At 70.3% G+C, this 14,586-nt stretch carries 11 protein-coding genes and 1 pseudogene; 9 read left to right on the forward strand and 3 right to left on the reverse strand.

The annotated features are described in order from the left end of the window. Positions 1–230: 230 nt before the first annotated feature. From ACFUJR_RS12820 to ACFUJR_RS12840, 5 genes are all read left to right on the forward strand, one after another. Entirely contained in the window at positions 231–1,856 is a 1,626-nt protein-coding gene (locus ACFUJR_RS12820; RefSeq protein ID WP_383181676.1) for an ABC transporter substrate-binding protein, read from the forward strand. An 81-nt stretch (positions 1,857–1,937) separates the two neighbouring features. Next, a complete protein-coding gene (locus ACFUJR_RS12825; RefSeq protein ID WP_352191204.1) occupies positions 1,938–2,861 on the forward strand; it encodes an ABC transporter permease in 924 nt (307 codons plus the stop codon). Further along, complete coding sequence (locus tag ACFUJR_RS12830; RefSeq protein ID WP_383180311.1) at positions 2,854–3,840, forward strand: ABC transporter permease; 987 nt, start codon at positions 2,854–2,856, stop codon at positions 3,838–3,840. Before ACFUJR_RS12825 ends, ACFUJR_RS12830 begins: the two co-directional genes overlap by 8 nt. 6 nt (positions 3,841–3,846) lie before the next feature. Then, complete coding sequence (locus ACFUJR_RS12835; protein WP_383180314.1) at positions 3,847–4,821, forward strand: ABC transporter ATP-binding protein; 975 nt, start codon at positions 3,847–3,849, stop codon at positions 4,819–4,821. Next, positions 4,814–5,854 carry an ABC transporter ATP-binding protein gene (locus tag ACFUJR_RS12840; protein WP_383180318.1) on the forward strand — a complete coding sequence of 347 codons (1,041 nt, stop codon included), beginning with the start codon at positions 4,814–4,816 and terminating at the stop codon, positions 5,852–5,854. The genes ACFUJR_RS12835 and ACFUJR_RS12840 overlap by 8 nt, the downstream gene beginning before the upstream one ends. Before the next feature lie 143 nt (positions 5,855–5,997). On the opposite strand, the gene ACFUJR_RS12845 is transcribed toward ACFUJR_RS12840, so the two are convergent. After that, the gene (locus ACFUJR_RS12845; RefSeq protein ID WP_383180321.1) at positions 5,998–8,190 is read right to left on the reverse strand and encodes a prolyl oligopeptidase family serine peptidase; all 2,193 of its coding nucleotides are present in this window, start codon (positions 8,188–8,190) and stop codon (positions 5,998–6,000) included. 174 nt (positions 8,191–8,364) lie between these two features. Here ACFUJR_RS12845 and ACFUJR_RS12850 point away from each other — a divergent pair, with 174 nt between their 5' ends. The 4 genes from ACFUJR_RS12850 to ACFUJR_RS12865 all read left to right on the forward strand — a co-directional run bounded on the left by ACFUJR_RS12850 (position 8,365) and on the right by ACFUJR_RS12865 (position 12,230). Next, positions 8,365–8,559: a hypothetical protein gene (locus tag ACFUJR_RS12850; protein ID WP_137993529.1), complete on the forward strand. Its 195-nt coding sequence runs from the start codon at positions 8,365–8,367 to the stop codon at positions 8,557–8,559. A gap of 55 nt (positions 8,560–8,614) precedes the next feature. Next, the gene (gene mshB / locus ACFUJR_RS12855; protein WP_383450376.1) at positions 8,615–9,511 is read left to right on the forward strand and encodes an N-acetyl-1-D-myo-inositol-2-amino-2-deoxy-alpha-D-glucopyranoside deacetylase; all 897 of its coding nucleotides are present in this window, start codon (positions 8,615–8,617) and stop codon (positions 9,509–9,511) included. After that, on the forward strand, positions 9,508–9,852 hold the full coding sequence (locus ACFUJR_RS12860; protein ID WP_383181399.1) for a DUF6113 family protein: 345 nt from the start codon (positions 9,508–9,510) through the stop codon (positions 9,850–9,852). The genes mshB and ACFUJR_RS12860 overlap by 4 nt, the downstream gene beginning before the upstream one ends. Before the next feature lie 185 nt (positions 9,853–10,037). Continuing rightward, positions 10,038–12,230: a hypothetical protein gene (locus ACFUJR_RS12865; RefSeq protein ID WP_383181402.1), complete on the forward strand. Its 2,193-nt coding sequence runs from the start codon at positions 10,038–10,040 to the stop codon at positions 12,228–12,230. A gap of 78 nt (positions 12,231–12,308) precedes the next feature. On the opposite strand, the pseudogene ACFUJR_RS12870 reads toward ACFUJR_RS12865, so the two are convergent. Further along, a pseudogene (locus ACFUJR_RS12870) lies at positions 12,309–13,319 on the reverse strand (alkaline phosphatase D family protein); the annotation flags it as partial. A 23-nt stretch (positions 13,320–13,342) separates the two neighbouring features. Further along, positions 13,343–14,586: RNA-guided endonuclease InsQ/TnpB family protein (locus ACFUJR_RS12875; RefSeq protein WP_383181778.1), on the reverse strand; the 1,244-nt coding region annotated here is incomplete at its 5' end.

Raw genomic sequence — 14,586 nt, forward strand, 5'->3', positions numbered from 1 at the left:
TGTCTTGGGGTGAAGACCTCCCGGTGTGGGGTGTGTTTTTGTGTTTTTTTTGGAGGGGGAGGGGTTTTTCTCCGAGGGGGGGGCGTTGGGTGGGGTGGGGGGTCCTCCTTCCTGTTTTTTCTCCCCCCCTCACGCGTTTCTTCTTACGGGTGTCGTAAAGGTGCATACCGTCCACACTCGGGTGATATTGGGGCTCTCGACAGAGACCAGAGATCCTCGGGAGGCACCTGATGCGTGGAGCCACGCACGCCAAGTGGACCGCACTGGCCGCCGCCGTCGCCCTCACGGTGACGGCCTGCGGCGGCGGAGACGACGGCGGAGGCGGTGGCGCCGACGGCATCGTGAGCTCGTCCTGGGGTGATCCGCAGAACCCGCTGGAGCCCGCGAACACCAACGAGGTCCAGGGCGGCAAGGTCCTGTCCATGATCTTCCGCGGGCTCAAGCAGTACGACCCGAAGACCGGCGAGGCCACCAACATGCTCGCCGAGAACATCGAGACGACCGACTCGACGAACTTCACCATCACCCTCAAGGACGGCTGGACCTTCTCCAACGGAGAGCAGGTCACCTCGAAGTCCTTCGTGGACGCCTGGAACTACGGCGCCTCCCTGAAGAACAATCAGAAGAACGCCTTCTTCTTCGGCCAGATCGAGGGATACGACCAGGTCCACCCCGAGTCGGGCGAGCCGACCGCCGAGACCATGTCCGGCCTCAAGGTCGTCGACGACAAGACCTTCACGGTCAAGCTCACCCAGAAGTTCTCCACCTGGCCGGACACCCTCGGCTACGCCGCCTTCGCCCCGCTGCCGCAGTCCTTCTTCGACGACCACGCGGCCTGGCTCGACAAGCCCGTCGGCAACGGCCCGTACACCGTCTCCTCGTACAGCAAGGGCTCGCAGATGGAGCTGGTGCGCTGGGACGACTACCCCGGCGAGGACAAGGCACAGAACGGCGGCGTGACCCTCAAGGTCTACACCGACAACAACACCGCCTACACGGACCTGACGGCCGGCAACCTCGACCTCGTCGACGACGTGCCCGCCTCCCAGCTCAAGAACGTCCAGGCGGACCTCGGCGACCGCTACATCAACGTGCCGGCCGGCATCATCCAGACCCTCAGCTTCCCGTTCTACGACCCGGCATGGAACAAGCCCGGGCAGGAGAAGCTCCGCCAGGGCCTCTCCATGGCGATCAACCGCGAGCAGATCACCGACCAGATCTTCCAGAAGACCCGCACCCCGGCCGTCGACTGGACCTCCCCGGTCCTCGGCGAGGACGGCGGCTTCAAGGACATCTGCGGCGACTTCTGCACGTACGACGCAGAGGAGGCGAAGAAGCTGGTCACCGAAGGCGGTGGCATCCCCGGCGGCACGATGACGATCTCGTACAACGCCGACACCGGCTCCCACAAGGAGTGGGTGGACGCCGTCTGCAACTCCATCAACAACGCCCTCGGCAACAACCGGGCCTGCGTCGGCAACCCCGTCGGCACCTTCGCCGACTTCCGCAGCCAGGTCAGCACACAGAAGATGAAGGGCCCGTTCCGCGCCGGCTGGCAGATGGACTACCCGCTCATCCAGAACTTCCTGCAGCCGCTGTACTACACCAACGCCTCGTCCAACGACGGAAAGTACTCCGACCCGGAGTTCGACAAGCTCGTCGACCAGGCCAACGCCGAGTCCGACATCGCCAAGGCCGTCGAGACCTTCCAGAGCGCCGAGGAGGTCCTGCGTGACGACATGGGCGCGATCCCGCTCTGGTACCAGAACGGCAGCGCGGGCTACTCCGAGCGCATCTCCAACGTGACCCTGAACCCCTTCAGCGTCCCCGTCTACGACCAGATCAAGGTCAACTGACGCAGCTCGTCGGCGTACGGCCCGGCCCCGCGTCCTCCGCGCGCCGGGCCGTACGGCGTCCTCACACCCCCGGAGCCCCTCATGGGTCGTTATGTGATCCGGCGTCTGCTGCAGATGATCCCGGTCTTCATCGGCGCCACCCTGCTGATCTTCCTGATGGTGAACGTGATGGGCGACCCCATCGCCGGCCTCTGCGGCGACCGCGCCTGCGACCCGGCGACCGCCGCCCAGCTGGAGAAGGAGTTCGGCCTCGACAAGCCGGTGTGGCAGCAATACCTGACCTACATGGGCAACCTCTTCACCGGCGACTTCGGCACGGCCTTCAACGGACAGCCGGTGACCGAGCTGATGGCCAGCGCCTTCCCCGTCACCATCAGGCTCACCATCGTCGCGATCCTCTTCGAGATCGTCATCGGCATCAGCCTCGGCGTCCTGACGGGCCTCAAGCGCGGCCGCCCGGTCGACACCACGGTGCTGCTGCTCACCCTCGTCGTGATCTCGATCCCGACCTTCGTCACCGGCCTGCTGCTCCAGCTGCTCCTGGGCGTGGAGTGGGGCTGGATCAAGCCCGCCGTCTCGCCCGAGGCCCCCTTCAACGAGCTGATCGTCCCCGGCCTCGTCCTCGCCTCCGTCTCCCTCGCCTACGTCACCCGGCTCACCCGGACCTCGATCGCCGAGAACAAGCGCGCCGACTACGTCCGTACCGCCGTCGCCAAAGGCCTCCCGCGCCGCCGGGTCATCTCCCGGCACCTGCTGCGCAACTCGCTCATCCCGGTGGTCACCTTCATCGGCGCCGACATCGGCGCGCTGATGGGCGGCGCCATCGTCACCGAGCGGATCTTCAACATCCACGGCGTCGGCTACCAGCTCTACCAGGGCATCGTCCGCCAGAGCACCCAGACCGTCGTCGGCTTCGTGACCGTCCTCGTCCTCGTCTTCCTGGTGGCCAACCTGATCGTCGACCTCCTGTACGCCGTCCTTGACCCGAGGATCCGCTATGCCTGAGCCTCTTCAGCCGTTCGACGACGGGCGCGCCATCGACCACACGGGCGCGGGCGGCGCCACGGACCTCGCCATGGAGGAGGGCGAGTCACTGGAGAAGACCCCGGGCGGCCCCCTGGGCACCGGACCCGCCGGCAAGCCCCGTTCCCTGTGGTCCGACGCCTGGCACGACCTGCGCCGCAACCCGGTCTTCATCATCTCGGGCCTGATCATCGTCTTCCTGGTGATCATCTCCATCTGGCCGTCCCTGATCGCCAGCGGCGACCCCCTCCAGTGCGACCTCTCCAAGGCCCAGGAGGGCTCCCAGCCCGGCCACCCCTTCGGCTTCAACGGCCAGGGCTGCGACGTCTACACCCGTACGGTCTACGGCGCCCGGACCTCCGTCAGCGTCGGCGTCCTCGCCACCCTCGGCGTCGCGATCCTCGGCTCCCTCCTCGGCGGCATCGCCGGCTTCTTCGGCGGCGGCTCGGACGCCGTCCTCTCCCGGATCACCGACGTCTTCTTCGCCATCCCGGTCGTCCTCGGCGGGCTCGTCCTGCTGTCGGTCGTCACCAGCAACACGATCTGGCCCGTCATCGGCTTCATGGTGCTCCTCGGCTGGCCGCAGATCTCCCGCATCGCCCGCGGCTCGGTCATCACCGCCAAACAGAACGACTACGTGCAGGCCGCCCGCGCGCTCGGCGCCTCCAACTCCCGCATGCTGCTGCGCCACATCACCCCGAACGCCGTCGCGCCGGTCATCGTCGTGGCGACCATCGCCCTCGGTACGTACATCTCGCTCGAGGCGACCCTGTCCTACCTGGGCGTCGGGCTGAAGCCGCCGACCGTCTCCTGGGGCATCGACATCTCCTCGGCCTCGCAGTACATCCGCAACGCCCCGCACATGCTGCTCTGGCCGGCGGGCGCGCTCGCCATCACCGTGCTCGCGTTCATCATGCTCGGCGACGCGGTGCGCGACGCCCTCGACCCGAAGCTGAGGTAGCCGCCCATGCTGCTCGAAGTGAGCGATCTGCACGTGGAGTTCCACACCCGGGACGGAGTGGCGAAGGCGGTCAACGGGGTCAGCTACTCGGTCGACGCGGGCGAGACGCTGGCCGTGCTCGGCGAGTCCGGCTCCGGCAAGTCGGTGACCGCGCAGGCCGTCATGGGGATCCTCGACATCCCGCCGGGGAAGATCACCGGCGGCGAGATCCTCTTCCAGGGCCAGGACCTGCTGAAGCTCAAGGAGGAGGAGCGGCGCAGGGTACGCGGCGCGAAGATGGCGATGATCTTCCAGGACGCGCTGTCCTCCCTCAACCCCGTCATCAGCGTCGGCGACCAGCTCGGCGAGATGTTCCAGGTCCACCAGGGGATGTCCCGCAAGGACTCCCGGGCCAAGGCGGTCGAGCTGATGGACCGGGTCCGCATCCCGGCGGCCAAGGAGCGGGTGGGGCAGTTCCCGCACCAGTTCTCGGGCGGCATGCGCCAGCGCATCATGATCGCGATGGCGCTCTCCCTCGAACCCGACCTGATCATCGCGGACGAGCCCACCACCGCCCTCGACGTGACCGTCCAGGCACAGGTCATGGACCTCCTCGCCGAGCTCCAGCGCGAGCTCAACATGGGGCTGATCCTGATCACCCACGACCTCGGCGTCGTCGCCGACGTCGCCGACCGGATCGCCGTCATGTACGCGGGCCGGATCGTCGAGACCGCCCCCGTCCACGAGATCTACAAGGCACCCGCCCACCCGTACACCCGGGGCCTGCTCGACTCGATCCCGCGCCTGGACCAGAAGGGCCAGGAGCTGTACGCGATCAAGGGCCTGCCCCCGAACCTGCTGGCCATCCCGCCCGGTTGCGCCTTCAACCCCCGCTGCCCGCTGGCCAGGGACGTGTGCCGCACGGACGAGCCGCCGTTGTACGAGGTGTCGGAGGAACGCCGCAGCGCGTGCCACTTCTGGCAGGAGGCCCTCCGTGGCTGAGTCGATTCTCGAAGTCCGGGACCTGCACAAGCACTACCCGCTGACCCAGGGCATCCTCTTCAAGAAGCAGGTCGGCGCGGTCAAGGCCGTCGACGGCGTCGACTTCGACCTCAAGGCGGGGGAGACCCTCGGCATCGTCGGCGAGTCCGGCTGCGGCAAGTCCACCGTGGCCAAGATGCTCGTCAACCTGGAGCGCCCGACCTCGGGGTCGATCCGCTACAAGGGCGACGACATCACCAAGCTCTCCGCCAAGGCCCTGCGCGCCGTCCGCCGCAACATCCAGATGGTCTTCCAGGACCCGTACACCTCGCTCAACCCGAGGATGACGGTCGGCGACATCATCGGAGAGCCGTACGAGATCCACCCCGAGGTCGCCCCGAAGGGGGACCGGCGGCGCAAGGTCCAGGACCTGCTGGACGTGGTCGGGCTCAACCCGGAGTACATCAACCGCTACCCGCACCAGTTCTCCGGCGGCCAGCGCCAGCGCATCGGCATCGCCCGCGGGCTCGCGCTCCAGCCGGAGATCATCGTCGCGGACGAACCGGTCTCGGCGCTCGACGTCTCCGTGCAGGCGCAGGTGGTGAACCTCCTGGCGAAGCTCCAGGACGAGTTCTCGCTGAGCTACGTCTTCATCGCCCACGACCTGTCGATCGTCCGTCACATCTCGGACCGGGTCGGCGTGATGTACCTCGGCCGGATCGTCGAGATCGGCACGGACGCGCAGATCTACGACCACCCCACGCACCCGTACACCCAGGCGCTGCTCTCCGCGGTCCCGGTGCCCGACCCGGACGCGCGGGAGCACCGCGAGCGCATCATCCTCACCGGAGACGTGCCCTCGCCGGCCAACATCCCCTCGGGCTGCCGGTTCCGCACCCGGTGCTGGAAGGCGCAGGAGCGCTGCGCGCTGGAGGTCCCCGAACTGGCGGTCCCGGCGGTCTTCCGGCTGACGGACACTCCGGCCAGGCACGACTCCGCCTGCCACTTCGCCGAGGAGAAGCACGTGGTCCCGTCGGAGGGCGAGTCGCCGTAGCGAGGATTAACGCCGGGGCAACGCGGGCGACGTGGATCCGATATACGAACGCGGGATGCTCGACAGCGTACGGCCGTGCGGGTGCCGTAGGCCGGCCGGGCGCACCAGATACCCCGGCCGGCCGCTTCTCTGCGACCCAGGGGCTAGGGGGTCAGGCCGAGCGACCGCTTCAGGAACTCCACCTGGAGGAGCAGCATGTTCTCCGCCACCTGCTCCTGGGGTGTCATATGGGTCACGCCCGTCAGCGGCAGCACCTCATGGGGGCGTCCGGCCGCAAGCAGCGCCGAGGAGAGCCGGAGCGTGTGGGCCATCACCACGTTGTCGTCCGCCAGACCATGGATGATCATCATCGGCCGCGCCGGCTCCTCCGGCGCCGACAGTCCGTCGTCGGTCACCAGCGAGTTCGCCGCGTACACCTCCGGAGCCTCCTGGGGCGTCCCGAGATAGCGCTCGGTGTAGTGGGTGTCGTACAGCCGGAAATCCGTCACCGGCGCCCCCGCGATCGCCGCGTGGAAGACGTCGGGCCGCCGGAGCACCCCGAGCGCGGCGAGGTACCCGCCGTACGACCAGCCACGGATCGCCACCCGTCCCAGGTCGAGCGGGAAGTCCTTCGCGAGCGCGTGCAGCGCCTCGATCTGGTCGTCCAGAGTCGGTGTCAGATCGTTCCTGATCGACTTCTCCCAGCCGGGCGACCGGCCCGGCGTACCCCGTCCGTCCGCCACGATCACGGCGAAGCCCTGGTCGGCGAACCACTGTGACGTCAGATGCGGATTGTGCGCGGCCACCACCCGCTGACCGTGGGGACCGCCGTACGGATCCATCAGTACGGGAAGCGGCCCGTCCCCTTCCGTGTAGCCGGAGGGGAGCATGACGGCGCACGGAATCCGCCGTGCGCCCCCCTCCACGAGTCGCACGCCCGCGGAGAGCGCCGGCGTCTCCGCGTGCGAGGCGATCACCGCGACCTGAACGCCGTCCCGCAGCACCCGCGCCACACTCCCCGGCGCGTCCGGCCGCGCGGAGACCAGTACCGTCACCGCGCCGGAGCGCACCGCCGAGTGCACCCCGACACCCTCCGAGACCCGCTCCACCCCCAGCTCGTCGACCCGGTACACATGGATCTCCCCGGTCTCCGGCTCCGCCCGGTCCTCACCCGCCGAGGCCGAGACCAGGACGTCGTTCTCGCCGACGTCCAGGACCGCGCGCACCTGCAGCGCCCCACCGGTGAGCGACCGGTCCCCGACCGCGAGGACCCTCGCCCCGCCCCCGGCGGAGGGACCCCCGTCCCCGCCCTCGTCGGCGATCCGCACGAGCCGCCCGCCCGGACCCCACGCCGGCACCCCCGGCAGCAGCTCCAGCCACACCGGGTCCTCGTCCGCACGCACGGTCCGCGTCGCCCCGGTCGCCACGTCCACCGCCAGGTGCAGCTGGGTGCGCTGGTCCCGCGCCTGGACGAGCAGCAGCGGAGCGCCGTCCGCCGACCAGTGCACCCGGGCCAGATACGGGTACCGCTCGCGGTCCCACGCGACCTCCGTGCGCTCTCCCGCCAGGTCCACCACATAGAGCCGGACCTCCGCGTTCTCCGTCCCCGCCGCCGGATACGCCACCACCTGCGGCTCCCGGTCCGGGTGCGCCGGATCGGCGATCCACCACCGCCGCACCGACCGGTCGTGGACGCGGGCCACCAGGAGCCGGTCCGAATCCGGCGACCACCAGAAGCCGCGGTACCGGCCCATCTCCTCGGCGGCGATGAACTCCGCGAGCCCGTACGTCGTGTGCGCGTCCTCCGGCTCCACGAGCGCCCGGTCGCCCTCCCCGTCCGCGCCCGTCACCCGCAGCGCGCCGCCCGTCACATAGGCGATGTGCCGCCCGTCCGGCGAGGGGCGCGGGTCGACCACCGGTCCCGGCACCGGGAGTTCCCCGGCCGTACCCGCCCTGAGCTCCGCCGCGAACAGCCGCCCCGAGAGCGCGAACGCCGCCAACTCCACGGCCGCGTCCACCGCGTACGCCACGATCCCGCCCGAACCCTCACGGCTGCGCTCCCGCCGCGCCCGCTCCTGCGCCGACAACTCCTCGGCCGCGCCCGCGAGCAGCGCCTCCGGGTCCGCCGCGAGCCGCTCCCGCGGAGCGCCCCCCGCGGTGCCGCCCGTCCCGCTCGCGAGATCGAGCACCCACAGCGCATGGACGCGTTCCGTCCCGGACGACGAACGCACGAACACGACTCTCTCGCCGTCCGGGGAGACCGTGAACGCGCGGGGAACGCCCAGCGTGAAGCGCTGGGTCCGGGCGTACTGACGGGGGAACGAGAGCGGAGGAGAAGGCAGTTGTGTGGAGGTCATGCAACCGAAACTAGCGCTGTGCGCCCCCTCTATGCCTCCGTACACCATCAATACGGAGCCACACATAGTTATGATCCGTAGCGCTAGGTGGGTAGGGGTCTCCTGACATCTGGCACATGCTCGCCGAACTGACCGTCCGAATATCCGACCGAAGAAGTGTGGAGGTGAACCGCCGTGGCACTCTCGATTTCGGCGGTGGTGCTGCTGGCGATCGTCGTCTTCCTGCTGATCCGGAAATCCGGGCTGAAGGCTGGACATGCGGCGGTCTGCGCGCTCTTGGGGTTCTACCTGGCGAGTTCGTCCATCGCCCCGTCCATCAGCACGCTCACCACCAACGTGGCGGGCATGATCGGCGGCCTCAAGTTCTGAGCCGCGTGCTCGGGGGTGCCCGGCGGTCCATGGCCCCGCCTCGTAGGGTGGGGCCATGACGGTTCTCCCAGCCCGTCGTCTGCTCCTGGTGCACGCGCACCCCGACGACGAGTCGATCAACAACGGCGCCACCATGGCCAGGTACGCGGCCGAGGGCGCCCAGGTCACGCTTGTGACCTGCACACTCGGCGAGGAGGGCGAGGTCATCCCGCCCGCGCTCGCCCACCTCGCACCCGGCCGGGAGGACCGGCTCGGCCCCCATCGCGTCGGCGAGCTCGCCGACGCGATGAAGGAGCTGGGCGTCACCGACCACCGCTTCCTCGGCGGCCCCGGCCGCTTCCGCGACTCCGGAATGATGGGCGTCGAGCAGAACCGGCGCCCGAACGCCTTCTGGAACACCGACGTCGACACCGCCGCCGCGTACCTCGTCGAGATCGTCCGCGAGACCCGCCCGCAGGTCCTGGTCACCTACGACCCCGACGGCGGCTACGGACACCCGGATCACATCCAGGCCCACCGCGTCGCCATGCGCGCCGCCGAGCTGGCCGCGGACGCCGCGTACCGACCCGACCTCGGCCCGTCCCACTCCATCGCGAAGATCTACTGGAACCGGGTCCCGCGCCCGGTCGCCGAGGCCGCGTTCGCCCGCCTCCACGCCGAGGGCGCCGGCTTCCCCGGCATCGCGGACATCGACGACGTACCGGGTGTCGTCGACGAGTCCCTGATCACCACCGAGATCGGCGGCGACACCGCCTGGGCGGCCCGGAAAACCGCCGCGATGCGGGCCCATGCCACCCAAATCGCCGTCGAAGGCCCGTTCTTCGCACTCTCCAACGACCTGGGGCAGCCGATCCTCACCACGGAGTACTACCAGTTGGTACGGGGTACGCCCGGCGCACCGGCCGGGGTGCGGGAGAACGACCTCTTCGCGGGCGTGGGTGAGGACAGGTGAACATCCGCATCGTCTGGTACGTCGTCTTCCTCGTCCTCGGAGCGCTCGTGGGCGTGGCCGGCTCGGTCGCCCAACCCGCCTGGTTCCCCGGCGGGTTGCTCCTCGCCCTGCTCGCCACCGCCGGAGTCTTCTACGGCGGGCTGCGGGCCACCGACACCCAGCTCGGCATCCTGGCCCCCGCGGTCGGCTGGCTCGTCGCCGTCGTGCTGCTCAGCGTCGGACGCCCGGAGGGCGACGGGGTCTTCGGCGGCGGAGTCCCGGAGATGATCTATCTTCTCGGAGGCATCGCGATCGCTGTGATGTGCGCCACGGTGGCGAGGCTTCCCCGACCGACCGCGTGAACAGGGTGACTTGGGAGAAGCTTCGGTGAAGGGGTGTCCCGACTTCGGCCGGAATGCCCTGTCCTGGATCCCCTGCGATCGGGTGCGATTCGGCGACGGCCAGTATGGTGGTGCGCGCCGCCGAGCCGCCCGGGTACACGAGCACCAGCAAGAGCGGGCGGTGGAGCCAACCGGGAGAACCTGCTTTGAGTCGTGAAACTGGTCGAGAGACTGATAGTTCGTCCTCCGGCGCCCAGGGGCGCGGTGGAGCCGCGTACCCGTCGGGTACGCCGCCGTACGGATCCCGTCAGTATCCGTCGCTCCACCCCACGCAGGACGGATCCGACGAGACGGCCGGAGCCACCGGCACGCCCACCGCTCCGCCTCTGCCGGAAGAGCCGAAGACCGAGACCACGCTGACCACGCGGATCCGGATCAACATCCCGGGTTCGCGGCCGATCCCGCCCGTGGTGGTCCGCAAGCCGGTCGGCGACACCTCCTCGGAGTCCGCGAACGCTTCGGCCGCCGACAAGGCACCGGCGCCCGCGCCGGAGGCCCCCGCGCCCGCTCCCGCCCCCGCGCCCGCTCCCGACGAGGCCGAGGCGCCCCTGGCGGAGGAGAAGCCGACCAGCGACTGGTTCGCCCCGCGCAAGGCGGCGCCCGCCGCTCCGGCCGCCCCCGCCTCCCCGGCCGCTCCGGCCGGAACGTCGGGTCTGGCCGACCTGTCCGAGACGGCCCCCGGCCCCGGTGCTCCCGGCGCCCGCCCGTCCGGCCCGGGTGCCTCCGGCCCGGGGCGTACGCCTCCCGCGGGTGTACGGCCTCCGGCCCCGGGCGCAGGCCCGAACCGCGGTGCCGGTTTCGCCGGTCCCGCGACCGGCGGCATCCCGCGCGTCGGCGGCGCCTCGATCTCGGCCACCCCCGCGTCCGGCACGCCCATGTTCCTCGCGACCCCGCCCCAGGACGAGGCCGCGTACGGTCCCGGTGGCGCGCCCTACGCCCAGGGCGGCGGCGGCCCGCAGGCGCCGGCCGGCCCGACCACGGGCCCGGTCACCGGCAGCAGCCCGATCGGCGGCGCCCCGGCCGGCGGCGGCCCCATGGGCGGTGCCGCGATGGGTGGCGGCCCCATGGGAGGCGCTCCCATGGGAGGCGGCCCCATGGGCGGTGCTCCGATGGGCGGCGAGGCCTTCGCGGGCGCGCCGCGGATGTCCGACGACACCGCCGTCCTGACGCCGCTGAAGCCCGGCCCGGTCACCCCGCCCCCCGGCCCCACCGGACATGTCTCCGGGGACACGCTCACCAGCGGCATCCCGGTCGTGCCCACGGGCCCGGACCTCACGCCCCGGCCCCCGGACCGCGGCTTCTCCGACCCGGAGCTGGTCGGCGGCGCCCCGGCCCCGGCCGCGCCCCGCCCCGCCCCCTCCTCCTCGCGCGGCGGCTCCGCCCCGGCGAAGAAGGGCCGCTCCAAGCTGGTCCTCGTCGGCGTCGGCGTCTTCGCCCTCGCCGGTGTCGCCTACGGCGCCGGGCTGCTCCTCAACCACTCCGACGTCCCCAAGGGCACGACGGTCCTCGGCGTCGACATCGGCGGCGGTACGAAGGAGGAGGCGGTCAACAAGCTGGAGGACGCCCTCGGCAAGCGCGCCCACGCCCCGCTCAAGCTCAACGTCGGCGGGAAGATCGTCGAGCTCGCCCCCGACAAGGCGGGCCTCACCCTGGACAGCCAGGAGACCGTCCGCGCCGCCGCGGGCAGCGACTACAACCCCGTCTCCGTGATCGGCTCCCTCTTCGGCCGCGAGCGTGTCGCCCAGCCGAAGCTGCCGGTCGACGAGGAGAAGCTGGCCGTCGCCCTGTCCGACGTGGCCGGCACGTCCGGCTCGGCCACCGAGGGCACGATCAGGTTCGCCCCGGGCAAGGTCACCGCGGTGGAGGGCAAGCCGGGCAGGGGGCTGGACGTCGCCCGCTCGATGATCTTCGTCAAGGACGCCTTCCGCGCCCAGGTCGAGACCGGCCAGTCGAAGGCGGTCGAACTCCCGGTTGTCACCCGCCAGCCCACGATCACCAAGGCGGAGCTGGATCGGGCCATGAAGGAGTTCGCCAAGCCCGCCATGTCCGACGTGATCCTGATCAAGGCGGGCCCGAAGGAGATCAAGTTCGGCCCGGCGCGGTCGCTGCCGCAGATCCTCTCCATGAAGGCCGTCGACGGCCGCCTGGTGGAGGTCTACGACAAGAAGGCGATCGACCGGCTCCTCGACGGCGTCTTCGACGGCATCATGATCACCAAGGCGGACGGCAAGAAGCACCAGGTCTCCGCCGACGACGTCGCCTTCGTCATGCGCGACGCGCTGCTGGGCAAGACGCCGGCCGAGCGGACGAAGACCATCGACCTCACGGGCCAGGGCTGATCACCGCCCCGCAGCCGACAGCGCGCACGCACGCCCGTCCCGCCGGTCACGACCGGCGGGACGGGCGTTTCGGCGCGGTCAGTCCCTGCGGTACTGCGCCGGCGAGTTCTTCGTCGCCGGGTCCTCGTACGAGCCCGCCTTCCCGCGGTCCACATGGAACGTGGTCAGCGTGGAGACGGGGGAGACCGGGTCACGGCGGTCGTCGATCACCCGCATGTGGGCGCTGAAACGCTCCGGAGTGACCTCGTAGACGTCGTAGCCGTAGCGGTTGCCCTCGAAGTACTTCAGGTGCGGGTTGCCCGCGCCCATGACCGGGCCGTTCGTGGCGTTCCAGCTCGCCGAGTACGCCCCCGAGGTCACCGAGTGCGCCGTGAACTCCGTACCGATGACCGGCGACGAGACGTCGTCGAAGTCCGGCCGGATGTCGTCGACGAACGCCGAGTGCCAGTCGCCCGTGATGACGACCAGGTCCTCCATGCCGGTGCTGTGCACATGGCCGAGGATCTCCTTGCGCTCGGCGCGGAAGCCGTCCCACTGGTCGGTGAACATGTACGAGCCGCCGGGACGGGACCGCAGCTGGCTGAGCATGATCGAGTTGGCCCAGACGTGCCAGGTGTCCGGGGCCTGGTCGATGTTCCGCTTCAGCCACCCCTTCTGCCCGGCGCCGAGGATCGTGCCGTCCGCGAGGTTCTGCGCCGAGCGGTACGACCGCAGGTCGAGGACGGTCAGCTCCAGCAGGTCGCCCCAGCGTCGCACCCGGTGGATCTCGGGGTCCGGCAGCGCGGTGGCGCCGCCGGCGCCCCCGTCACGGTGCGGCATGTTCTCGTACCAGGCCTGGTAGGCGGCCGCCCGACGCCGCATGAGCGGCGCGCCCCCGCCCGTACCGGAGTAGTCGTTGACCACCTCGTGGTCGTCCCACGTCAGGAACCAGGGGTGAGCGGCGTGCGCCTCGCGCAGGGAGGCGTCGCCCTTGTAGAGCGCGTGGCGACGGCGGTAGTCGGCGACCGTGAAGATCCCCGGGCCCTCGTGGTCACGGACGTGGTCGGCCGGGACTCCGCCGACCTGACCGTGCTCTTGAAGTGCTCTCCCGGCTGAAGCCGGGAGATTCCTGCTTACCTTGCGGCAGCGGGCTTGACGCGCTTCGCGCGCCTGACGACTGCCCTCCCGGCAGCCGGGATGAGCGCGAGGCCCATCCGGTACAGGTGCAGGACGTTCCGGGCTGCGTTGTGGTCGGCGTTGCCCGACCAGCCGCAGTCCGGGTTCTTGCACACGAACACGGCCTGGGACTCACGGTTGCCGGGCGTGGTGAAGCCGCACGCTGAGCAGCGCCGGGAGGTGCCGGGGGCGGGGACCTTGACCAAGGTGCCGCCGCGCTGGGCGGTCTTGTACGCCAGCATGGTGACTGTGCGGCCCCATGCCTCCCCGCTGATGGAGCGGTTCAGCCCAGATTTCTGGGCAACGTTCCTCCCCGGCTCTTCGATGGTTCCCTTGGCGGACTTGACCATGTTCGTGATGGTGAGTGCTTCGACCACGACCGTGCCGTACGTGCGGGCGATGGCGGTGGTCGTCCGATGCTGCCAGTCCAGGGCCCGGCGCTTGGCTTTCGCGCGGAGTCCTGCGATCTGGTCGTAGGTGCGGTGCAGCCGGCGGCTGGTGCGCTCGCCGGGCCCCCGGTGCTGCTTGCGCTGCGCGGCACGCTGCTCCAGGTGCAGGAGCTTGGCCTTCTCCTTCTCCGTCAGCCATTCGCCGTGCTCGTACGTGGTCCCGTCCGAGAGGGCGATAGGCACGGTGACGCCCACGTCGATGCCGATGTCCGGCCCCTGGTGGGGCTCGGGCTTGCCCTGAAGGGTCTGGGCACGGAAGGCGATGTGCCAGCCGAGCGCGTCCTTGATCAGTCGCGCCCCGGTGATCCGGTTCTCCGTGTTGGCGTGCTTGCCCACGGGCAGGTCCTTGGTCCACCGGAACCGGACCCGGCCCACCTTGGGAATGTTCACCATGCCCCAGCGTCGGTGCACGCGGGTGATGTTCAGGTCCCGGCCCTGCGGGATGTCCACGGACATCACCGTGCGGAGGCGGCCCTTGAAGTTCGGGGCGTCGGCGCGGCCGTCCCAGCAGTTCTTCCACGCCTGGAAGTACGTCTTGAGCACCGCTTGCGCGGCCTGCGCGGGCAGGACGGCGAGAAAGCCGATGTCCTCGCGGGCCTGGCGAATCGCGGCGTCGGCGTTCGCGAGAGTCCGCGCTTCCTTCGGCATCATCCGCCACCACGCGTGCAGCAGGTTCCACATCGTGCGGGCCGCGTGCGCCTGATCATCCGCTGCGCGAACCCCGGCAGGCGACAGCGCAAGCCGGGCACGGT

The sequence above is a fragment of the Streptomyces sp. NPDC057271 genome (assembly GCF_042668715.1).
Lineage (GTDB): Bacteria > Actinomycetota > Actinomycetes > Streptomycetales > Streptomycetaceae > Streptomyces.

Coding starts and splice junctions, on each gene's coding strand:
- ACFUJR_RS12820 (WP_383181676.1), top strand. CDS start 231: ATGCGTGGAGCCACGCACGCCAAGTGGACCGCACTGGCCGCCGCCGTC.
- ACFUJR_RS12825 (WP_352191204.1), top strand. CDS start 1,938: ATGGGTCGTTATGTGATCCGGCGTCTGCTGCAGATGATCCCGGTCTTC.
- ACFUJR_RS12830 (WP_383180311.1), top strand. CDS start 2,854: ATGCCTGAGCCTCTTCAGCCGTTCGACGACGGGCGCGCCATCGACCAC.
- ACFUJR_RS12835 (WP_383180314.1), top strand. CDS start 3,847: ATGCTGCTCGAAGTGAGCGATCTGCACGTGGAGTTCCACACCCGGGAC.
- ACFUJR_RS12845 (WP_383180321.1), bottom strand. CDS start 8,190: ATGACCTCCACACAACTGCCTTCTCCTCCGCTCTCGTTCCCCCGTCAG.
- mshB (WP_383450376.1), top strand. CDS start 8,615: ATGACGGTTCTCCCAGCCCGTCGTCTGCTCCTGGTGCACGCGCACCCC.